This window comes from Nocardia sp. NPDC019323, from assembly GCF_044389845.1.
Taxonomy (GTDB): Bacteria; Actinomycetota; Actinomycetes; order Mycobacteriales; family Mycobacteriaceae; genus Nocardia; species Nocardia implantans.
Genome location: NZ_JBIRYN010000004.1, coordinates 340,201 through 359,984 on the forward strand (window position 1 = coordinate 340,201; position 19,784 = coordinate 359,984).

18 protein-coding genes are annotated in these 19,784 nt (G+C 69.8%); 6 read left to right on the forward strand and 12 right to left on the reverse strand.

Annotated features, from left to right (window positions below; genetic code table 11):
• The first annotated feature begins 49 nt into the window (after positions 1–49).
• Genes ACH49X_RS18210 through ACH49X_RS18230 form a run of 5 tightly spaced genes read left to right on the forward strand, consistent with a single transcriptional unit; the run spans position 50 to position 7,067 of the window.
• Positions 50–1,222, forward strand: coding sequence for an amidohydrolase family protein (locus ACH49X_RS18210; protein ID WP_195079163.1), 1,173 nt, complete (start codon positions 50–52; stop codon positions 1,220–1,222).
• Positions 1,219–2,454, forward strand: coding sequence for a Xaa-Pro peptidase family protein (locus tag ACH49X_RS18215; RefSeq protein ID WP_195079162.1), 1,236 nt, complete (start codon positions 1,219–1,221; stop codon positions 2,452–2,454). Before ACH49X_RS18210 ends, ACH49X_RS18215 begins: the two co-directional genes overlap by 4 nt.
• On the forward strand, positions 2,444–3,568 hold the full coding sequence (locus tag ACH49X_RS18220) for a M24 family metallopeptidase (protein WP_357103185.1): 1,125 nt from the start codon (positions 2,444–2,446) through the stop codon (positions 3,566–3,568). The genes ACH49X_RS18215 and ACH49X_RS18220 overlap by 11 nt, the downstream gene beginning before the upstream one ends.
• A gap of 14 nt (positions 3,569–3,582) precedes the next feature.
• A complete protein-coding gene (locus tag ACH49X_RS18225; RefSeq protein ID WP_195079160.1) occupies positions 3,583–4,542 on the forward strand; it encodes an enoyl-CoA hydratase/isomerase family protein in 960 nt (319 codons plus the stop codon).
• Positions 4,543–4,598: 56 nt separating this feature from the next.
• Positions 4,599–7,067, forward strand: coding sequence for a CoA transferase (locus tag ACH49X_RS18230; RefSeq protein WP_357205768.1), 2,469 nt, complete (start codon positions 4,599–4,601; stop codon positions 7,065–7,067).
• Between the two features lie 117 nt (positions 7,068–7,184).
• Here the strand turns inward: ACH49X_RS18230 and ACH49X_RS18235 are convergent, their stop codons facing one another.
• Positions 7,185–7,574, reverse strand: a complete 390-nt coding sequence (locus ACH49X_RS18235; protein ID WP_357205771.1) for a hypothetical protein — start codon at positions 7,572–7,574, stop codon at positions 7,185–7,187.
• Complete coding sequence (locus ACH49X_RS18240) at positions 7,567–8,133, reverse strand: RNA polymerase sigma factor (RefSeq protein ID WP_195079157.1); 567 nt, start codon at positions 8,131–8,133, stop codon at positions 7,567–7,569. The genes ACH49X_RS18235 and ACH49X_RS18240 overlap by 8 nt, the downstream gene beginning before the upstream one ends.
• Positions 8,134–8,397: 264 nt before the next feature.
• On the opposite strand from ACH49X_RS18240, the gene ACH49X_RS18245 reads away from it, so the two are divergent.
• A complete protein-coding gene (locus tag ACH49X_RS18245; RefSeq protein WP_357205773.1) occupies positions 8,398–9,363 on the forward strand; it encodes a DMT family transporter in 966 nt (321 codons plus the stop codon).
• Between the two features lie 151 nt (positions 9,364–9,514).
• On the opposite strand, the gene ACH49X_RS18250 is transcribed toward ACH49X_RS18245, so the two are convergent.
• From ACH49X_RS18250 to ACH49X_RS18295, 10 genes are all read right to left on the reverse strand, one after another.
• The gene (locus ACH49X_RS18250) at positions 9,515–10,717 is read right to left on the reverse strand and encodes a cytochrome P450 (protein ID WP_357205776.1); all 1,203 of its coding nucleotides are present in this window, start codon (positions 10,715–10,717) and stop codon (positions 9,515–9,517) included.
• Positions 10,718–10,939: 222 nt separating this feature from the next.
• On the reverse strand, positions 10,940–12,271 hold the full coding sequence (locus tag ACH49X_RS18255; protein ID WP_357103198.1) for a lipase family protein: 1,332 nt from the start codon (positions 12,269–12,271) through the stop codon (positions 10,940–10,942).
• Between the two features lie 236 nt (positions 12,272–12,507).
• Positions 12,508–13,689, reverse strand: a complete 1,182-nt coding sequence (locus tag ACH49X_RS18260; protein ID WP_357205897.1) for a cytochrome P450 — start codon at positions 13,687–13,689, stop codon at positions 12,508–12,510.
• A 104-nt stretch (positions 13,690–13,793) separates the two neighbouring features.
• The gene (locus ACH49X_RS18265; RefSeq protein WP_195079154.1) at positions 13,794–13,988 is read right to left on the reverse strand and encodes a ferredoxin; all 195 of its coding nucleotides are present in this window, start codon (positions 13,986–13,988) and stop codon (positions 13,794–13,796) included.
• 14 nt (positions 13,989–14,002) lie between these two features.
• Positions 14,003–15,205 (reverse strand): NAD(P)/FAD-dependent oxidoreductase, encoded by a 1,203-nt coding sequence (locus ACH49X_RS18270; RefSeq protein WP_195079153.1) that lies wholly within the window; start codon positions 15,203–15,205, stop codon positions 14,003–14,005.
• Entirely contained in the window at positions 15,202–16,041 is an 840-nt protein-coding gene (locus ACH49X_RS18275; protein WP_195079152.1) for an SDR family NAD(P)-dependent oxidoreductase, read from the reverse strand. Before ACH49X_RS18275 ends, ACH49X_RS18270 begins: the two co-directional genes overlap by 4 nt.
• Positions 16,038–16,937, reverse strand: coding sequence for an alpha/beta fold hydrolase (locus tag ACH49X_RS18280; protein ID WP_397070296.1), 900 nt, complete (start codon positions 16,935–16,937; stop codon positions 16,038–16,040). Before ACH49X_RS18280 ends, ACH49X_RS18275 begins: the two co-directional genes overlap by 4 nt.
• 18 nt (positions 16,938–16,955) lie before the next feature.
• Entirely contained in the window at positions 16,956–18,113 is a 1,158-nt protein-coding gene (locus ACH49X_RS18285; protein ID WP_357205779.1) for a 3,4-dihydroxy-2-butanone-4-phosphate synthase, read from the reverse strand.
• On the reverse strand, positions 18,110–18,724 hold the full coding sequence (locus tag ACH49X_RS18290; RefSeq protein WP_195079150.1) for an NADPH-dependent FMN reductase: 615 nt from the start codon (positions 18,722–18,724) through the stop codon (positions 18,110–18,112). The genes ACH49X_RS18285 and ACH49X_RS18290 overlap by 4 nt, the downstream gene beginning before the upstream one ends.
• Before the next feature lie 30 nt (positions 18,725–18,754).
• Entirely contained in the window at positions 18,755–19,744 is a 990-nt protein-coding gene (locus ACH49X_RS18295; RefSeq protein WP_195079149.1) for a cyclase family protein, read from the reverse strand.
• Between the last annotated feature and the right edge of the window lie 40 nt (positions 19,745–19,784).

Sequence of the window (19,784 nt, forward strand, 5' to 3'; positions counted from 1 at the left end):
CGACGCGACAGCGGTTCCGTGCCGCGAACAGATCCATGGGAGGGTCAAGATGTCGGTTCCGACCAGCAGTGCCTCGTTGTACCCGCCCGGCGGCTTCGGCCCGCCGAAGGACCGCCGCGGCCACGCCGAGGGTTCGGCCGGCCTGCCACCGGGCACCGAGGTCTTCTCGGCCGACAACCACATCTCGCTGGCGCACGACATCTTCTACGAGCGGTTCCCGGAATCGCTCAAGGACCGCGCCCCGCGGGTGTGGTACGAGGACGGCGCATACCAGCTGGGCCGGAAGGGGAAGTCGTTCCTGCCCGGCGATTTCAGTCATGTGCTGATGCAGTACGACCCGCTGGACGGCTCCGGAAGCGGCAACCTGGAGGCGCGGATCGCGGATCTGCGCGCCGACGGCATCGCCAAGGAGCTCGCGTTCCCGAACGCGCTGCTGGCGCTGCTGTTCTACCCCGACAAGGAGATTCGCGAACTCTCCTTCCGGGTGTACAACGCCTACATCGCGGAGTTGCAGGAGCGCTCCGGCGGCAGCTTCTACGGCGTCGGACTGATCAACTGGTGGGACGCCGAAGGCACGCGCCGCACCCTCGCGGAGCTGAAGTCACTGGGGCTCAAGACGTTCCTGCTGCCGCTGTCGGCGGGCAAGGACGACGAAGGAAAGGTCATCGACTACGCGAGCACCGCGATGATCCCGGTGTGGGACGCGATCGAGGAGTCCGGCGTGCCGGTCTCCCACCACATCGGCGAGTCGCCGCTGTCGAGCCCCTGCGAGGTCAACAGCGTCGCCGTCGGCATGATGCACAACGTCGCCCCGTTCCGGGAACTGTTCTCCAAGTACATCTTCAGCGGCATCATCGACCGGCATCCCGGCCTGAGCATCGGCTGGTTCGAGGGCGGGGTGAACTGGGTGGCTTCCGCGATCCAGGACGCCGAGCACATGCTTGCCTCCTTCCAGCACATGCTCGATCGCCCGGTGGAGCACGAGGTGCGCTACTACTGGGACAACCACATGCGCGCCTCGTTCATGGTGGACCCGCTGGGCCTGTCGCTGATCGACCACATCGGCCGCGACCGGGTCATGTGGTCGTCGGACTACCCGCACAACGAGAGCACGTTCGGCTACTCGGAGAAATCCCTGCGAGCCGTGGTGCAGGCCGTGGGGCCGGAGGACGCCGCCCGGATCGTCAGGGGCAACGTGACCGCATTCCTGGGTCTGTCATGACGTCGTTCCCCGTCGCGGCCACCTCGTCCCTCGCGATCCCCGAGGTGCCGGATCGCGCGCGCATGCGGCGCGAGACCGGGGCGCGGCTGCGCTCGGCCATGGCCGAACAGGGCGTCGACGCGCTGATTCTGCTGAACAACAGCAACGTCGTATATGCGACCGGGGCGAACTGGCCGCTCGGCGACGCGGGGCTCGCCCACGTCGAACGGCCGGTCGCCGTGGTCGTGGCGGGCGATCCGTGGCCGCACCTGCTCCTGCCGTTCCGGGAGGGAGCCTCGGCGGAATCGGATCTCCCGGGCGACCACCTGCACGGTCCGGTGTATCTCGAATTCGACGAGGGCGTAGCGGCTTTCGCGCGCATCGTGGCCGATCTCGTCCCGGCGGGGTCGGTCATCGCGGTGGACGAGTGCACCGGAGCCATGCTGCGGGCGCGATCCACGCTGTTCCCCGGCGGCGCTCCCGCGGATGCCGCCGCCGTGATCGGCGCCGCGAAACTGATCAAGACACCCGACGAGATCGCCTGCATCCGCACCGCGTGCCGGATCACCGAGCAGGCCATGGTCGACGTGCAGGCGGCGCTCGCGCCGGGGCGCAGGCAGATCGATCTGTCGGCGAGCTTCGTGCGCAGGGCGTTCGAACTCGGCGCCACCGCCACCATGCTCGACGCCATCTGGCAGGTGATGCCGGAGACCAAGGCCGACGGCGTCTGGACCACACACGGCGATCTGGCTCTGCCACTGCTGACCACGGAGCGGGAACTGCGCGCCGGTGACGTGCTCTGGACCGACGTCAGCATCACCTACGGGGGCTACTGCTCGGACTTCGGCCGCACCTGGACGGTGGGCGCCGAGCCCGACGCCCGCCAGCAGCGGCAGTTCGAGCGCTGGCGCGAGATCCTCACCGCGGTGCTCGACGTGACCCGCGCCGGCGCCACGGCCGCCGATCTCGCGCGGGCGGCGATCGCCGCCGCCGGCGGCGCCGAGCCCTGGCTGCCGCATTTCTATCTGGGACACGGAATCGGCGTGAGCGCCGCCGAGATGCCGATGATCGGCACCGATCTCGGCGCCGAGTTCGACGAGAACTTCGTGTTCGAACCCGGCATGGTGCTGGTTCTGGAGCCGGTCGTCTGGGAGGACGGCACCGGCGGCTACCGAAGCGAGGAAATCATCGTGATCACCGAGGAGGGCTGGACCGCCCTCACCGACTACCCCTACGCGCCGTATGGCCACTGAGATTCTGCCCGACGCTCGCGCCCTGCGACATGGGCGGCGCGAACGTGCCATGGCACAGATGCAAGCCCATGATCTGGACGTCCTGGTGCTCGGACGCCAGGCCAACGCCCGCTACGTCTCCGGCACACCGCAATTGTGGGTCGCGGGCACCCGCCCGTTCGGGCCGGTGGCGACGGTGGTGCGGCGCACGCGCGCGGTGCATCTGCTGAGCACGTGGGACGAAGGCGTGCCCGAGGACATCCCGCACGAGAACCTGTACGGCATCGCGTGGAATCCGATGAACACCATCGCCGTGCTGCGCGGCATCGAGGGCGCCGCCACCGCGCGGCGGGTCGGCACCGACGCGCTGTCACCCGGCTTCGCGAAGCTGCTTCCGCTCGCCTTTCCCTCGGCCGAACTGGTCGACGGCGAACTGGCGATGCGCGCCGCACGCCGGATCAAGACTCCCGAGGAAGTGGAGGTGTTGCGCGCGACCCTCGCCATCGCGGAGGAAGGCTTGGCCGCGGCCGTGCGCCTGCTCGCGCCGGGCGTCACCGAGCAGGCGTTGATCGGCGTGCTGCTCGAGGCGATGGCCGCCGGCGGCGTCAGCACCCCGGCCTCGCAGGACTCGGCATGGGTGACCTCACGGGAACACCCCTGGCGGCGGGCGGGCGCGGACCGCCGCGCGCGGGCGGGCGACCTGGTGGCCTTCTCCTCGGGTGTGCTGGGCGAGGGCTATATCGGCGAGGTGGGCCGCACCTGGCCGGTCGGCGGCGAAGGCGACGACCGGGTCCGCAAGCTGTACCGGCGGTGGGACGGCCTGTGGGGCAGGCTGCTGGAGGCGTGCCGCCCGGGAGCGGCGGGCACGGACCTGCTCGCCGCCTACGAGATCGCGGGGGAACCGCTGCCGCCGATGCCTGTCGCGCGGGGGCTCGGCATGGGGTTCGATCCGCCGGTACTGACCGATCACCTGCGTGCGAGCGCCGCGGCCGAACGCCTCGAGCCGGGCATGGTCCTCGCCGTCACCGCGTACACGTGGGAATCCGGTGTCGGGGCGGTGTTCGGGCGCGACGCGGTCCTGATCACCGAGGACGGCGCCGAGGTGCTCACCACCGCTCCGCACTGGGAGCACTAGGAAGGAGCCCGTCCATGTCCGGTCCCGAGCAGCCGTCGGCGGAGGAGATCATCCGCTACGACAAGGACCCCAAGACCCGGATCGCGACCATCACCTTCGACCGTCCCGATCATCTCAACGCGCCCACCATCGCGGCCCGACTGCGCTACGCCGACCTGCTGCACCGCGCGAACGTCGACGACGAGGTGAAAGTGCTCGTCGTCCGCGGGGCGGGCGACGACCTCGGCACCGGAGCCGACCTGCCCGAGTTCATGGCGGTGCAGAGCGCGCCCACGCAGGGTCCGCGGTTGAGCGAGTACAAGATCGGCGAGGACGAGGTGCGGTATCCGCCCCGCGCGTCCTTCCGGCACGGCGCCACGATCAGCCAGTGGTACGCCAACGCCCAAGCCGGTTGCCGCAGCCTGCAGGAGTTCAAGAAGATCAGCATCCTGGAGGTGAAAGGCTACTGCTATGGCTGGCATTTCTATCAGGCGGCCGACGCCGACCTGGTGATCTCCTCCGACGACGCCCTTTTCGGTCATCCGTCCTTCCGGTACTACGGCTGGGGGCCGCGGATGTGGACGTGGGCCCAGACCATGGGGTTGCGCCGGTTCCAGGAGATGGTCTTCACCGGCCGGGCGTTCACCGCGCGGGAGATGTACGAGTGCAACTTCCTGAACAAGGTCGTCGCGCGAGCCGACCTCGAAGCCGAGACCGAGAAGTACGCCCGCGCCTGTGCCCGCAACCGGCCCACCGACACCGTGTTCATGCAGAAGGTGTTCTTCGAAGTGATGAAGCAGCACCAGGGCGAGTACATGGGCAGTCTGCTGAGCGGGTTCTTCGAATCGATGGGCGGCCACATCCACGCCGACGACGACGAACTCATGCTGGACAACGCGTTCGAAAGCGGGCTGAACAACTCGGTCAAGGACAACGACGCGCGGTTTCCGCCGGAATTCCGGCTGAGCAAGTCCGGTCGCAAGAAGAAGGTCTAGCCCGGCCCGGCCGAGGCCGGAGCACTCGGTCGCGGGAATCGGAACGGTGAGAGGTCATGGGATCGAAAGAATCCGCGAACAGCTCCGAGCGTCCCGTCGAACCGCCGTTGCGCGGTTGCGTCGTGGTCGACGTCTCCTCGGGGATCGCAGGCGCCTATTGCACCAAACTGCTGGCCGACGGCGGCGCGGAGATCATCAACGTCGAAGCGCCGGAGGGGGATTCGCTTCGCCGGTGGTCGGCATCGTTGGCCCGCATCGCCCCGGGGTCCGACGGTGCGCTGTTCTCCTTCCTGGCCGGTTCGAAGAAGAGTGTCGTCGCCGCGCCGGGGGTGGCCGCGGACCTGGAACTCGTCGACGACCTACTCGCGGCGGCCGACGTGGTGGTGTGGTCGCCGGGGTCGCGGCTCGCCGAGCACCCCCGGCTCGCCCCGGCCGCGTTGCGCCGCGCGCACCGTCATCTGGTGGTCACCGCGATCACCCCGTTCGGTCTCGACGGGCCGTGGCACGACCGCCCGGCCACCGAGTTCACCTTGCAAGCGTGGTCCGGCGGCATCGTCGGCCTCGGCCGAGGCGCGCCGGACCGAGCGCCGGTGCACGTGGGCGGCCGGATCGGGGAATGGTTCGCCGGCGCCTACGCGAGCGCGGCCACCATGACCTCGCGGCTGCGCACGCTCGGATCCGGCGCGGGCGAGCTGGTCGATCTGTCCGTGCTGGAGACCCAGATCCTCGGGCTCACCTATTTCCCCGTCTCATTCTTCGACGCGCTCGGCCGCCCGTTCCGCACGGAACGACGGCTCAGCGTGCCCGGGGTCGCCACCGCCGCCGACGGCTTGGTGGCGGTGGGCTGCGGCACCGCGCAGCAGTGGTTCGACCTGTGCGCGATGGTGGGGCATCCGGAGTGGATCGAGGAGGACCCCGCCCCGGCGATCACCCAGCGGGCCAACGAGAAGGCGCCGGAGATCTTCGCCTGGTTTGCCGAGCAGCCCGCCGAGGTGATCCGCGATCTGGCGACCGCCTTCCGCATTCCCAACGGCCCGGTGGTGAACGGAGCAAACGCCACGACCACTGATCATCACGTGGCGCGAAGATTCTTCACGGTGAACCCCCGCGACGGCTTCGTCCAGCCCGGCCCCCCGTATCGCACGACGCCCACGCTGCTGTGCGATCCGCGACCCGCTCCCCGGCTCGGCGAGCACACCGAGGAATATCGTGCCCGTCGCCGGAAACGCCCGCGCACGGCAGGACGCACCGCACCGGAACCCCTGCCGTTCGAAAATCTTCGCGTCCTCGACCTCACGACGTTCTGGGCCGGGCCGTCGTGCACGCACTACCTCGGCATGCTCGGCGCCGAAGTCATCCACGTGGAATCGGCCGGACACCCCGACGGCACCCGCCTCATCGCGGGCGTGCCGCCGAGCGAAGAGCAATGGTGGGAGAAGTCCCCCGTCTTCTCCGGGCTGAACACCAACAAGAAGGGCCTCACGCTGGACTTCCGCTCCGATCGCGGGCGAGACCTGTTGCGGCGGCTGGCCGCCACCTGCGAGGTGATCGTGGAGAACTACACACCCCGCGTGCTCGAGCAGATCGGCCTGGACTATCCGGCCGTGCGGCGACTGCGCCCGGACGCGATCATGGTCCGGATGCCCGGTTTCGGCCTCGACGGTCCCTGGCGCGACAATCCGGCCTTCGCCTACGTCATCGAGGACACCTCGGGGCTGACCTGGCTGACCGGCCACCCGGACGGCAATCCGGTCGAGCCCTATTCGATCGGTGATCCCAACGCGGGCGTGCACGCCCTCAACGCCCTGCTCTTGGCCTTGGAACACCGGCGCCGCACCGGACACGGCGTGCTGGTGGAGGCCGCGATGGTCGAGGCCGCGCTCAATGTGGCCGCCGAGCAGGTGATCGAGTACTCGGCCTACGGTGCGCTGCTCCAACGCGACGGCAACCGCGGTCCCTGCGCCGCGCCGCAGAATCTCTATCGCGCCTCGGGTGTGGACGAATTCGGCAGGGAGGACTGCTGGGTGGCGATCGCGGTCGCCACCGACGCGCAGTGGCGGCGGCTGCGCGAAGCGCTCGGGACCCCGTTCTGGGCCTTGGATCCCGAACTCTCGTCCGCGCCGGGGCGCCGCCGCAGGCATGACCTGATCGACGAGCGGCTCGCGGAATGGTGTGCGCAGCGCGACAGCGACGAGATCGTCCGCATTCTCTGGGACGCCGGTGTACCGGTCGCGAAGGTCATGCAACCGCACCGGCAGTTCGAGCTGCCACAGCTACAGTTCCGGGAGTTCTTCGAGCCGGTCGCCCACCCGGTCGCCGAGACGGCCAGGCACAGCACCGTGCCGGTGCGGTTCTCCGCCGGTCCGCGGCGTTTCCACCGCGGGCCCGCTCCCCTGCTCGGCCAGCACAATACGGAGCTGCTCACCGCTGTCGGCCTCAGCGAGACGGAGATTCGCGCCCTGGAGGCCGACGGTGTCATCGGTGGGCTGCCCGCGGTGGTGCGGTCGTCGGCGAAATCCGCATAGCCATCGGGTGATCGAGGTTCAGCCGACGTGCCCGCACCCGACTGCCGTCACCGCCGCCACGCCATGCCGCAAGCCAGCGCGAGGACCGACCCGCAGCTCGATGACCGCGTGGCCCTGTCACGACGCTCGACGGCTGCCTCCGTCCGGCGGCGACACATCGCGCGGCGACCGGCCACCGGCGCCATGAGTCGAGAGCGGCAACGCCGAGCCGGGTGCGCGAAGGCTGGTCACGTGCTCGGCCGGATCGTGCCCGGCACTGGTCAATCGGCACTGCCCGTCGGCGCACGTACGCCGCAACCGTCCCCGCGACACGGTCTGGATCAAGCCGATCACCCAGCAGGTCGGGCATCCGCGCAAGGCGAGCAGACCGACCGGTGCGAGCAGCAAGCTGAACGCCCCGAATACCGGCAACAAGGCGACCGCGCCGATGAGTGCGCCGAAGCCCGCGACACCGCGCGCCAGATGCCGGGGCACGGAGGCGCTGGCGAAACTCCGCTCGTCAGGCATTTCGTTCGCTCCTCTCCTGAGCCGACCACGGTGTGGCCCGCAGCTCCTGCTGGACCGTCGCCCGGGCGCGGTGCAGCCGTGACTTCATCGCCGCGACGCTGAGCCCGAGCATGCCCGCGACCATGCGGCCGCTGTAGCCCTGCACGTCGCGCATGATCAGCACCCGCCGCTGGTCGGCGGGCAACGCGGCGATCACCGCAGCCACCCGGCCTGCTTCCAGCCGCCGCACCGCCTCTTCCTCCGCGGAAGCCACGGCGCCCTCCGGTATCGGTTCGTGCTGCCGGGTCATCATGCGCCACTGCCGCAGGCACTCGTTGCGGACGATGCGGAACATCCAGGACGCCAGCGCGCCGGAGGCCCGCAAGGTCCCGATCTTGCGGTAGAGGATGATCAGCGCCTCCTGCGCGGCGTCCTCCGCGTCCTCGGCGGAGGCGCACAGGGTATGGGCGAAGCGGCGCACATGCGGGTAGGAGCCCGATACCAGTGTGGTGATCGCCGCGGCGTCGCCTTCCCGCGCCGCGCTCACCAATTGCTCGTCGGGCCAGGTCAGGTCAGTCACGGGAGCGGCTCCGGCGGCGCAGCAGGGTCACGCTGCACCAGCCGACCAGTACGGCGGCGACAGCGATGGCGGCAATGATCACAACGACCTCCTCGATTGCGTGCCGACCCGGTTGTCGGCACAGCTATGAGAGGACCGGCCGTCGACAAAGGATTCACACCGAATCTCAGCACGACACCGTGCCGTATCCGAAGCGGTGACTCGGTCCTGGCCCGGCGGAGATATTCGCGTGCTTCCCGGATTCGCCGGTTGTAGCGTCGGCCGATGCCCGATACTTCGCTGCCGCAGCGCATCCTGGGAGCGGTGTCCCACGCGGCCCGGGCGCGGCCACGGTCGGCGATGGCCGTGGGCGCGCTCGGCGTCGCCACCTCGGGGATCTTCATCGGGCTGTCGGGCGCCGCACCGGCTACCGCCACGTTCTTCCGTTGTGCGCTCGCCTTGCCGTTGCTGTGGCCGTCGGCCCGTGGTGAACGCCGACGAGAGGGTGCGCTGTCGCGGCGGCAGGCCGCGGTCGCGGTGACGGCCGGTGCGCTGTTCGCCGCGGACGCGCTGTTGTGGACGCAAGCGATCTACGAGGTCGGCGCCGGGTTGACGGCGGTGCTGGTGAACGCGCAGGTCGTCATCGTTCCGCTGCTGGCGCTGCTCATCGATCGCGAGCCGATTCGCGGCGCGTTCCTCGTCGTGTCGCCGATCCTGGTGGCGGGCATCCTGCTCACTGGTGGCGTCTTCGAGACCGGGGCCTCCGGCAGCGCGCCGGTACAGGGAACGATCCACGCCGTCCTCGCCGCGTTGTGCTACTCGGGGTTCCTCTACCTCCTGCGCCACGGCGGGCACAGCGGGCAAGTGGTCCAGTCCTACCGGCTGGCGCTGCTGTCGGCGGCCGCCGTGGGTGCGCTGTGGCCGGGCGTCACGTTCACGCCCGGTTGGGCGGCGCTGGGCTGGCTGACCCTGACCGCGGTGTGCGGTCAGATCGGCGGCTGGCTGCTGATCGCGCTGGCCACCGCCCAGCTGAGCAGCACGGTGAGCGCGGCCATGCTCATGCTGACGCCGATCGGCGCGCTCGTCCTGGCCGCTGTCGTGCTCGACGAGCGGCCCACGGCGCTGCAGTTGTTCGGCTGCGCCCTGATACTGCTCGGCACCTACGGCGCAGCCACATCCGGCTCCGGACAACGCCGGATCACCGCCGTCGTGCGGAAACGGTGGAGCGCCGCACGCAGCGCCGATTCGTGAGAACCGTTGCCTGCCGCCACTTCTGCCGAGTGATGATCACAGGTGGCGGCGGTCGGGCCGGTACGGGAGCGGTCGCTCGACATCCGTCGGTTGGCCTCGGCGGTGTGCGGCGCGGCCGGGACGCCGGCGGCCTGGCGGCGAGGCATCCTGTCTACGAGGTGAACGCGGGCATCGTTTCCCAGCCGCGCACGGTGGAGGTGGGCGAGAGTCTCGCCGCGGCCGAATCCACCTCCCATTCGGGGAATCGGGCGAGAATCTCCTCCAGCGCGATCCGCCCCTCGAGGCGAGCCAGCGCCGATCCGAGGCAGTAGTGCGTGCCCACGCTGAACGACAGGTGCTGGCGGGTGTCGCGGTGGATGTCGAAGACGTCGCCGTCCGGCGGGAACTGGCGATGGTCCCGGTTGGCCGCCCCGATGAGCATCATCATCGCACTGCCCTCCGGCACGGTCCGGCCGTGCACCTCGACATCGCGGGTCACGTACCGCGCCACGTGCGGGGCGGGCGGTTCGAATCGCAGCAGTTCCTCCACCGCGTTGGGAATCAACCGCGGATTCTCCACCAGCTCGCGCCGCTGGTCGGGATGCTCGGCCAGAACCTTGCCCGCCCAGCCGATCAGGCGGGTCGTGGTCTCGTTGCCCGCGCCGGACACCACGTTCACGTAGGTGAGCAATTCCTCCCGGCGCAGTCGGCGCACCGTGCCGGTCTCGTCCTCGAACTCCACGATGAGCAGCTCGGTCATGATGTCGTCGGAGGGATGCTCGGCCCGCCAGTCGATGTAGGCGGCGAAGATGTCGCCTCCGACCATGCCTTCGGAGGCCGCCTTCATCGGCTTGCCCTCCTCGGTGCGCATCTGCGCGTTCGCGAAGTCGCGGATGGTCTCCTGGTCCTCTTCCGGAATGCCCAGCAGCATGCCGATGGTGCGCATCGGCATCTGCGCGCCGATGTCGGCGATGAAGTCCAGCCGCCCGGTGCCGACATGCGGATCGAGGCTGCGCGCGCAGAACTCGCGGATCTTGTCCTCCAGCGCGCGGATCTTGCGCGGGGTGAACATGCGCGACAGCAGTCCGCGATGGATCTCGTGGATCGGCGGATCCTCGAAGATCAATACGCCCGGCGGGATCTCGATGCCCGCCTTGATCAACTCGATGATCGCGCCGCGCGCCGAACTGTAGGTACCCGGGTCCAGCAACGCCGCGTTGACATCCGCGTGGCGGCTGATCGCGTAGAAGTCGTGCTTCTCGTTGTAGTACAGCGGCATCTCTTCGCGGAGCCGCTTGAACATCGGATAGGGATCGGCGTTGAGTTCGACGTCGTACGGGTCGTAATAGACGTCGCTGGCCGCGCTGGTCGTCACAGGGTTTCGCCTCTCGCGGGAACTTCATCGTCCTCGGTGGTGCGTACGAGATCAGCCGAAGACCGAGTTGTGGGAGTTCTGCCAGTGTAAATCTGCCAATCTGCTGATGCAACTCATCTTCTCCGATTGCAAGATTGACATTCTCATATAGATCACGAAAACGGGCCCCGTATCCGATGGCGGTCGGATGCGGGGCCCGCGCGGTTCCCGATGGAGACAGGTTCAGTCGATGGCGCAGCCGGAAACGGGTTTGTCGGCCAGGCGGTCGAGCAGGTAGGTGACCGCGTTGTCGGGGCCGAATCCGTCGATCATCTCGGGCCCGAAGTGGTTCGGGATGGTCGCGCCGGGCAGGATCGGCGGCAGGTCGTTTGTACGGAAGGTGACCGTTGCGCCTTTCGCGCACCAATCTTCGGCGAGCCGGCGAGCCTGGCCGTAGGGGACGGTGTCGTCGTTCAAGCCGCTGGTGATCAGCACCGGCGTTTTCGGGGTCAGATTGCCGACGCGCATTTCGGCCAGCACGGGGGCGGCCTCGGGGATCTCGGCCAAGTGCTCGGTCAGCGAGCGGCCGTCGTTGGTCATCGAACCGGTCCGCAAAAACGCGTGGCGAGTGATGATGTCACCGATGCACTCATCGCTCAGCGCCGCGAGCATCGCGCGCCCGGCGGGACTGGTCACCCGGTCGACGGCCTTCTGCAGTTCGGGGTACCGCGCGAGCAGACCGTTGATGGCGAATCCGATGGCGCCGCTGATGAGCGAGCCGTCGATCCGTTCCAGGATCGCGGCCAGGTCCGCGACCGGCCCGCCCGCCCAGGTGCCCTTGAGATTCAATTCCGGCGCGTAGTCCGGTTGCATCTCCGCCGCGGCCGCGGTCGCACCGCCGCCTTGCGAGTAGCCCCACAACACCACCGGGGTCTCCGGCCCGACGCCCGCCAGATTGTGGGCCGCGCGCACACCGTCGAGCACGGCATGGGCTTGCTCGATCCGGTTGGCGTAGGTGTGGATACCCGGCGTGCCCAGTCCGATGTAGTCGGTCACCAACACCCGCGCGCCCAGCCCGCTCCACAGCGCCGAGGCAGGCAGTTCCTGGTTCGCCGACAACCCCGGCGACGGGTCGTCGAACAGCGCCAATCCGGTCGAGAAGGCCACCGACATCGCACAGCGGTCGCCCTGCCCCGAGGTTCCCGGACCGATGACAACGGTCGGACGCGGGCCGGGCCCCTGCCACGGCCCGGTGGCATCGATGAACGTCCCCGACACCGCGACCGGCGACCCGTCCTGCAACCGCGAGGTGTACATGACGTGCTGCGCCTTACCCGGCCACCCTTCGGCCGTGGGCGGAGCCGCGAACAAAGCCATCGGCCCGGTCTTGATGATCGCCCCACGCTCGGCGGGAACCTGAGCGGGCGCAAGGTAGAAGTCACCGACCGGAGAGGCGGCCGCCTCCTGCGTGTCCACCATCGCCACCGTCGTGACGCAAGCTACGGCCAGCGCCGCCGCCACCGGGACGGCCCACCGCCCCCACCTCGATCGAGACTGCCCCTGCTGTCGTTGCATCGATAACTCTCCATAGGTTCCACCCGGCACCGTCGCCGGAGTGTTCCAGGCCGCAATAGCCGTTCGGCATGAGACATGTCACAGCCGCGGACCTACCGTAGAGTAACACGATTACTGAAGGTATGAATCCAGCTGGTACCAGATCCGCCGCAGCAGACCAGCGCGCAGCCGGGCATCACCGGTCCGGGAGATGAACTCGCAGACAAGCGTTCCGGCAGAGAGATTCGGTATGCGCGCTACCAGCTCACCGGCAGCTCGTACACCCCGTAAGCGAGCCGGTCGTGCTTGAACTGGACCTCATCGAACGGAATCGCCAAGCGCAGCGTCGGAACTCGCCGCACCAGCGTGCGGAAGACGATCTGCAGTTCGGCCCTGGCCAATTGCTGCCCGACGCACTGGTGCGGACCGAAACCGAACCCGAGGTGCGCGGCGGCGGGTCTGCGCAGGTCCAGCCGGTCCGGCTGCTGCCAGACCTTCTCGTCCCAATTCGCCGGCGCGAGGTCGAAGATCAGGCCGTCCCCGGCCCGGATGGTCTCCCCCGCGATCTCGATGTCCCCGACCGCGACACGGCGCTGGCCGTTCTGAATGATGCTGAGGTACCGCAGCAATTCCTCGACCGCGTTGACGACGATCTTCGGATCGTCGGTATCGCGCAGCAACGCGAACTGATCGGGGTTGCGCATGAGGGCGAGGGCCCCGAGCGAGATCATGTTCGCGCTCGTCTCGTGCCCCGCGATCAGCAGGCCGGTGCCCAGCTGGGCGGCCTCCTTCATATCGATCTCACCGGCGCGGACCCGCTCGGCGATGTCGGAGACCACGTCCTCGGCGGGATCGTCCAGCTTCTTCTTCACCAAGTCGACCAGATACCGCGCCAGGCCCGCGCGGCCCTCGGCGGCCTGCTCCTTGGTCGCGTACCGGTCGACGTTGACGGTCGCGTGCCGCTGGAAGAACTCGTGGTCCTCGTACGGCACGCCGAGCATCGCGCTGATCATCAACGTCGGCACCGGCAGCGCCAGCGCCTCGACCAGGTCGGCCGGTCGCGGTCCGGCCAGCATCCGGTCGATGTGCTCCTCGGTGATCCGCTGGATGACCGGCCGCAGCGCTTCCACCCGCTTGAAGGTGAACGGCTTGGTCAGCATCCGCCGGAACCGGCTGTGTTCCTCGCCATCGGTGGTGAACAGCGACTTCGGCCTGCTGTCCACGATCGCGGCCATGCCCTCGTTCCAGTGCGGGAAGCCGGGACGATGGTCGTCCACGCTGACCCTCGGGTCCGACATCAGTGCCTTGAACTCGGCGTAGCCGGTGACCAGCCAGGGCGTGCTGCCGTCCCAGATCCGGACCCGGTTGAGCGGTTTGGCGCGCCCGAGCCGCAACGCCTCGGGCGGCGGCGCGAACGGGCATCCGGTCGACCTGGGCATGGGATAGTCGGGAACCTCCGTGGCGGAGGCTGTCGTATCGGTCGATGCTTCGGACACTGTTCACTCCTGGGGTGATCGGGACGGAAGAACCGCGAACCGCCGGTTCATTCCTCGATGTGGATGGCCATGGCCGGGCAGACCGCCGCGGCCTGGCGCACGTCATCGGCGAGTTCGTCCGGCGGGTCGGCGTCGAGCAGGACGACGATGCCGTCCTCGTCGCGCTGGTCGAACACGTCGGCCGCGTGCATGACGCAGTGCCCGGCCGCGACGCACTTGACTTGGTCGACAGTCACTTTCATCGGGGACCTTCTTTCTACGGGGAGTGAGCGGGGGTGGGTGGCGAAGCGAGCAGGGCGTGCGCTCGCGCCAACTCCTGCCGCCGCATCCTGGCCTGCTTGGGCATGTTCCAGCCCAGCACCGCGGTGACGTCCCCGCCCTGCTCGAAGCGCGCGACGAACCGTCCTTCGTCCGGGTCGCCGTCGACGACCGTGGCCACAGCCCCGGCCGTGATGACGCCGTGCACCTGGATCTTCGTGGTGAATTGATCGGTCCAGAAGTACGGGATCGGCTGATACGCCCGCCGCGCGCCGAGAATGTCGGCAGCCACCGCCGCTGCTTGCTCGGTCGCGTTCGTACGGTTCTCCAGGCGCAGGGTCCTTCCGAGGACCGGATGTTCCCACCGGGCGACGTCACCGACCGCGTAGACGCCCTCGGCGGCACGGCATCGCGCGTCGCAGACCACGCCGTCGGCGAGCGAGAGCCCGCTGCCTGCGAGCCAGTCGGTGGCGGGCACCGCGCCGATCGCGACCACGACCAGATCCGCGGGCAGCGTCTCGGCGTTCGCCAGGACGACGCCGGTGACCTCGCCGCCGCGGTCGGTGAGGCGGGAGACGCCGACGCCGAGCCGCAGGCGGACGCCGTTGCCGGTGTGCAGGCCGGCGAGCAGGCCCGCGGCGAGATCGCCGAGCTGAGCCGCCATCGGGGCGCGCTGGGGGCCGGTCATCGTGACCTCGTGGCCGGATTGCCCTGCGGTGGCCGCGATTTCCGCGCCCAGGACGCCGTCGCCCACCACGACGACGCGCGAACGGACAGCCAGATCCGCGCGCAGCGCGAGCGCGTCGTCGAGCGTGCGCAGCACATGGACGCCGCGTAATCCGGGCGGCGCGGGCAGCATTCGCGGCACTGCCCCGGTGGCGATCACGATGTGCTCGGCAGCCACGGAACCGGTCGCGGTGTGCACGGTGCGGGCGGCGACGTCGAGGGCGACGGCGCGGGTGCCGAGGACGATGCCGGCATCGAGTTCGGCCAGTCGGCGCGGCTCGCGCAGCAAGGTGCGCTCGGGCCGCCAAGCGCCGGAGAGGATCTGCTTGGACAGCGGGGGACGATCGTAGGGCAGATGCGGCTCGGCGCCGAGCAGTGCGATCGGGTCCCGGTACCCGCCCCGGCGCAGCGCTTCCACGGTGGCCAGGCCCGCTGCCGAGGCGCCGACGACGAGAACTCCGGTGCGGCGGATCATCGTGGGCCCGCCGCGACGGACGGCTCGGCCGGCTTCCTGCGCGGTCGCAGCGGTTTGCCCGCGACCGTGCCGCCGTCCACCGGCAGCACGGTTCCGGTGACGTACCGCGACCGGTCGCCGCCGAAGTACACCGCGACCTCCGCCACGTCCTCGGGTGTGCCGTCGAGCGGCAACGGGCGATCGGCCTCCATCGACTCGCGCACCGCCTTGGTGAACCGCTCGCTGAGCTCGGCGGACATCTTCCTCGCCGACGAGGCGAGCAGCGGTGTCGGGATGTTGCCCGGCGCGATGCAGTTGACCCGGATGCCGAACTGCGCCAGTTCGATCGCCGCCGACTTGGTGAAGTGCGCCACCGCCGCCTTGGACGCCCGGTAGCTCTGCACTCCCCCACCCGCTTGGATGCCGCCGACCGAGGACACGTTGACGATCGAGCCGCCGCCGTGCTCGGCCATATGCCTGGCCGCGAAGCGGGTGCCCGCCATGACCCCCAGCAGGTTCACCCCGAGCACCCGGTGGAAGTCGGCGAGGTCGTCGTGCAGCAGGCTCTTGTGCATGGTGCCGGAGATACCGGCGTTGTTGCACATCACGTCCAACCCGCCGAAGGTCCGCACCGCCCGGTCCACGAGCCGCTCGACCTGGGCCGGGTCGGCGACGTCGACCTGTTCGAACACCGCCGCCGCGCCGTAGCAGGCCACCGAGGCCGCACCGCGCTCACGATCCACGTCGGCGACCACCACGCGGGCGCCTTCGGCGACGAACCGCGCCACCGTCGCGCTGCCGATCCCCGACGCTCCGCCGGTGACGATGGCGACCTTGCCCGCCAATTCGTCGGTCATGCCTTCATTTCCTTTCGTTTCGGTCCGGCCGAGTCCGGCAGGTCCGGTGCGTCTTCGGACTCGCGGGCCCGGCCCGCCTGCCCGCCGAGGAACGCCAGCAGCAGGTCGTTGACGACGTCCGGTTGCTCGATCTGTGGACAGTGCCCGGCGTCCGGTACGACGGCGGATCGTCCGTGCGGGACGCGAGCCGCGATCGCCGCGGCCCACCCCGCGGGCAGCAGCTTGTCGCGTGCGCCTTCGACGACGAGGCAGGGCACGCGAATGCGCTCGTAAGCCCGCTCGTTCGACGGGGCGGGCGGCGCCTCGGCGCCGGGACGGCGAAAACGCGCCGCCGCCAATGCCTCCCACGCTCCGGGGGCGATGCTCGATTCGTAGCGCCGCCGCACGTAGCCGTCGTCGGCGGGGTAGGACTCCGCGTGGAAGAGCGCCCGGACGACGGCGCGCATTCCGGAGAACGTGGCGTCGTAGTCGTAGAGCGCTCGCATGTGCTCGTTGCGCTGGATCGCACCGCCGCCGCAGATCGCGACCAGGCTGCGCATCGGCAGCTTCGGCGCGGTGGACGTCGCGTCGACGAGCAGGTTGATCGCCCCCATGGAATTGCCGACGAAATGCGCCGACTCGATGCCGAGCGTCGCGAGGAAGCGTGCGATGTGCCGGATACGCAGGCCGCGTCCGTCGTTGAAGTCGATCACCTTCGCCGACTCGCCGAAGCCGAGCATGTCCGGCGCCAGCACCCGATAGCGGCGGGCGAGCGCGTCGATGGTGTACTCCCAGCCCAGTTCCGCGCTGGCGCCGAATTCGCCGCCGTGCAGCAGCACGACCGGTTCGCCGGTTCCCGCCTCGAGATACGCGGTGCTGGAGCCGTCCACCACGACGGTTCTGCGCTGCGCGATCACGGGAGGCTCCCGATCCGGTCACCCGCGCGCGGCGTCACGAGCGTTTCCGCGTCTGGGTGACGAGCGCTGTGGGTCAACGGGATTCGCGCGACGATGCGCGCGCTCCGGCTCGACAGCGGCCTCCCCCGCGTCGCACAGCAATCGGATCTCACGCACGGCGAGCGCGTCGAGGATGTCGAATGCCGATTGCAGGTCGCTGTGACGCTGCGCTTCGGCGCTACCGCTTTCCCCGTCGGCCCGGCAGGCGCGCAGTGTGTCGCGTACGGCGGTGGTGCGCGCGCGGATGTAGACCAGCACGCCGCTGCCGTCGCGCGCGATCCGATCCAGCGCACGATCCAGCGCGCCCCGGCACCGGCAGCGCCGGGAACCGAAGACGTCACCGGCCAGGCATTCGAAATGCAGGCGCACCAGCGGCGCGACGTCCGCGGCCGGATCACCGTGGACGAACGCGACGTGCGCGCGGTCCAGCCCGTCGGTGAAGCCGACCGCACGGAACTCCCCCATCGGCAGCGGAATGCGCGCGACGCCTCGCCGACGCACCCGGCACAGCTCACGCTTGCGATAGGCGACCAGATCGTCGATGGACACCACGGGCAGCCCGTGGTCGCGACCGAGCGCGAGCAGCTGCGAGCGCCCGGCCTGTTCGCCGTCGGCCCCGCAGACTTCGCACAGCACCCCGACAGGCGCCATTCCGGCCAGCTCGGCCAAGTCCACCGCGGCCTCCGGGCAGGCGGGTACCGACAGCACGCCACCGGCGGCGCAGCCGAGCGGGAAGACGTGTCCGGGCCGGGCGAACGTGCTCGGTGTGCTGGCCGGGTCGGCCAGTGCGCGAACCGTCTGCGCGCGGCGGGAGGCCCGCACACCGTCGGCCTCGGCGCCCGCCAGTCGCACCGACACGCGGAACAGATCGCGATCCGGGCCGGTGGCGGCGGGGTCGGCCGGGGGTATCCCGAGGGCATCGAGGGCCGCCGCGCGCATCGAGACGTGGATGAGCCCGCATCCGAGGCTCGCCATGGCATTGACCGCTTCGGCCGTCACGCGCTGCGCGGCCATCACCAGATCGCCCCGGCACCCGTCGCTCGTCTCCCCGAGCACCAGGATCATCCGCCCGGCCCGCAGGGCGGCCGTCGCCTCGGCCACCCTCGTCCGGCCGGTCGTCCTGGGCGCGGCGGTCATGCGCGCGCCCCGCCGGCCGGAGCGAAGGTGAGCACCTGCGTGGCGAGCAGCTCGAGCTGGGCGCTGACGGCCTCGTCGGTCAGCGTGCCGTCGGCATCCCAGATCGGCTCGGCGGAATTGATCGCGACGCCGAGCGGGGTGGGCCACGCGCGCAACGCGTGGCCGATCACCCGCAGCTGGCCGAGCGTTCCCACGGCAGCCTGCCAGCCGTAGGCGCAGGTGATGCAGCCCCACGGTTTGTTGTCCAGGTACACCGTCGCGTCCCCGCGCAGGTCCTCGATGTAGTCGAGGGCGTTCTTCACCAGGCCGGAGACGCCGCCGTGGTATCCGGGCGAGCCGATGATCACCGCGTCCGCGCGGCGCAGCGCCTCGACCAGCGCGACCGCCTTCTCGGTGCGGGCCGGGTCGTGCGGGTTGTACATCGGCAGGTTGATCTCCTCGCCGCAGAACAGCGCGGTGCGTCCGCCGTGACGCCGCACCGCCGCAAGGCAGTGCCGCAGCGCTTGCTCCGTCGACGAGCCCGCCCGCAACGTGCCGCCGATGCCGACGACGAACGGCCGCCCGTCGCCGGCCACCTCGGTGGCGGTCGCACTTCTCGTGCCTGCGGTCATGACCGGAACCTCGTGCTTTCCTGTGTGTCCCTACTTGATGGCGATCGGGTTGACGGGCGATCCGACGGCGCCGACCACGCGCAAAGGCGGTGCGACCAACTGGAATTCGTAGACGCCGTCCGCGGCGCAGTCGGCCGCGAGCGCGGTGAGATCCCAGTACTCGCCGAGCATCAGGCCCATGTCCCGCAGGCACAGCATGTGCAGCGGCAGGAAGGTGCCGTCCACCCCGGACACCGGGTCCTCGACCATGAGGTTGTCCGCCGCGACGGCGGCGACCTCACGTTCGTGCAGCCAGGTGGCGCAGCGCCAGTCCAGGCCCGAGTACGGTTCCGTGCCGTCGCCCGCCTCCAGGAAGCGGGCCCACCACCCGGTGCGGATCAGCACGATGTCGCCGCGGCCGACGTCGACTCCCTGCGCCGCGGCGACCTCGTCCAGCTCGCCGGGAGTGATCGGGTCACCCGCCGCGAGGAAGGTGTCGGCGCGTCGGTGACGCACCAGATCCAGCAGCACGGCGCGGGTCGTGATGCCTTTGCCGTCGACCTTGTCGATCCCGCAGTGGTACGCGCCGAGGCTGGTGACCGAACTCGCCGGAAAGCCGTTGTACAGGTGGTCGTCGTAGTAGACGTGCGACAGCGCGTCCCACTGGGTCGCCGCCTGCAACGGCATGATGATCAGGTCGTCGTTGAAGCGGAACGGGTTGTCCTCGAAGAACGCGCTGAGTTCGCGTCCGACACTGTTGCGCAGCCACTTCGGGCCGTACTCGGTCAAAGTGCGCGCGTCACCGCCGTCCACGGTCATCACGTGGACCGGGTTGTGCCGGAACTTGAACGCCCCTTGCGGTCCGGACGAGCCGAAGTCGACGCCGAGCGGGAACACCCGTCCGTGCCGCACGAGACTCGCCGCGTGGGCGACCTTGTCCGGGGTGATGAAGTTGAGCGTGCCGAGTTCGTCGGCCGCGCCCCAGCGGCCCCAATTCCGCACACCGTCGGCGACGCGCCGGAATTCCGTCAGAGTGGCCACGATGCCTGTCCTTTCACGCTGATCGCCGGTCTTCCACCGG

What these genes read in the sequence shown, in the direction of transcription:
- ACH49X_RS18255 (WP_357103198.1), bottom strand. Translation starts at nt 12,271, where the DNA reads ATGCAACGACAGCAGGGGCAGTCTCGATCGAGGTGGGGGCGGTGGGCC.
- ACH49X_RS18230 (WP_357205768.1), top strand. Translation starts at nt 4,599, where the DNA reads ATGGGATCGAAAGAATCCGCGAACAGCTCCGAGCGTCCCGTCGAACCG.
- ACH49X_RS18270 (WP_195079153.1), bottom strand. Translation starts at nt 15,205, where the DNA reads ATGATCCGCCGCACCGGAGTTCTCGTCGTCGGCGCCTCGGCAGCGGGC.
- ACH49X_RS18275 (WP_195079152.1), bottom strand. Translation starts at nt 16,041, where the DNA reads ATGACCGACGAATTGGCGGGCAAGGTCGCCATCGTCACCGGCGGAGCG.
- ACH49X_RS18225 (WP_195079160.1), top strand. Translation starts at nt 3,583, where the DNA reads ATGTCCGGTCCCGAGCAGCCGTCGGCGGAGGAGATCATCCGCTACGAC.
- ACH49X_RS18215 (WP_195079162.1), top strand. Translation starts at nt 1,219, where the DNA reads ATGACGTCGTTCCCCGTCGCGGCCACCTCGTCCCTCGCGATCCCCGAG.
- ACH49X_RS18235 (WP_357205771.1), bottom strand. Translation starts at nt 7,574, where the DNA reads ATGCCTGACGAGCGGAGTTTCGCCAGCGCCTCCGTGCCCCGGCATCTG.
- ACH49X_RS18260 (WP_357205897.1), bottom strand. Translation starts at nt 13,689, where the DNA reads ATGCCCAGGTCGACCGGATGCCCGTTCGCGCCGCCGCCCGAGGCGTTG.
- ACH49X_RS18265 (WP_195079154.1), bottom strand. Translation starts at nt 13,988, where the DNA reads ATGAAAGTGACTGTCGACCAAGTCAAGTGCGTCGCGGCCGGGCACTGC.
- ACH49X_RS18290 (WP_195079150.1), bottom strand. Translation starts at nt 18,724, where the DNA reads ATGACCGCAGGCACGAGAAGTGCGACCGCCACCGAGGTGGCCGGCGAC.
- ACH49X_RS18210 (WP_195079163.1), top strand. Translation starts at nt 50, where the DNA reads ATGTCGGTTCCGACCAGCAGTGCCTCGTTGTACCCGCCCGGCGGCTTC.
- ACH49X_RS18285 (WP_357205779.1), bottom strand. Translation starts at nt 18,113, where the DNA reads ATGACCGCCGCGCCCAGGACGACCGGCCGGACGAGGGTGGCCGAGGCG.
- ACH49X_RS18245 (WP_357205773.1), top strand. Translation starts at nt 8,398, where the DNA reads ATGCCCGATACTTCGCTGCCGCAGCGCATCCTGGGAGCGGTGTCCCAC.
- ACH49X_RS18220 (WP_357103185.1), top strand. Translation starts at nt 2,444, where the DNA reads ATGGCCACTGAGATTCTGCCCGACGCTCGCGCCCTGCGACATGGGCGG.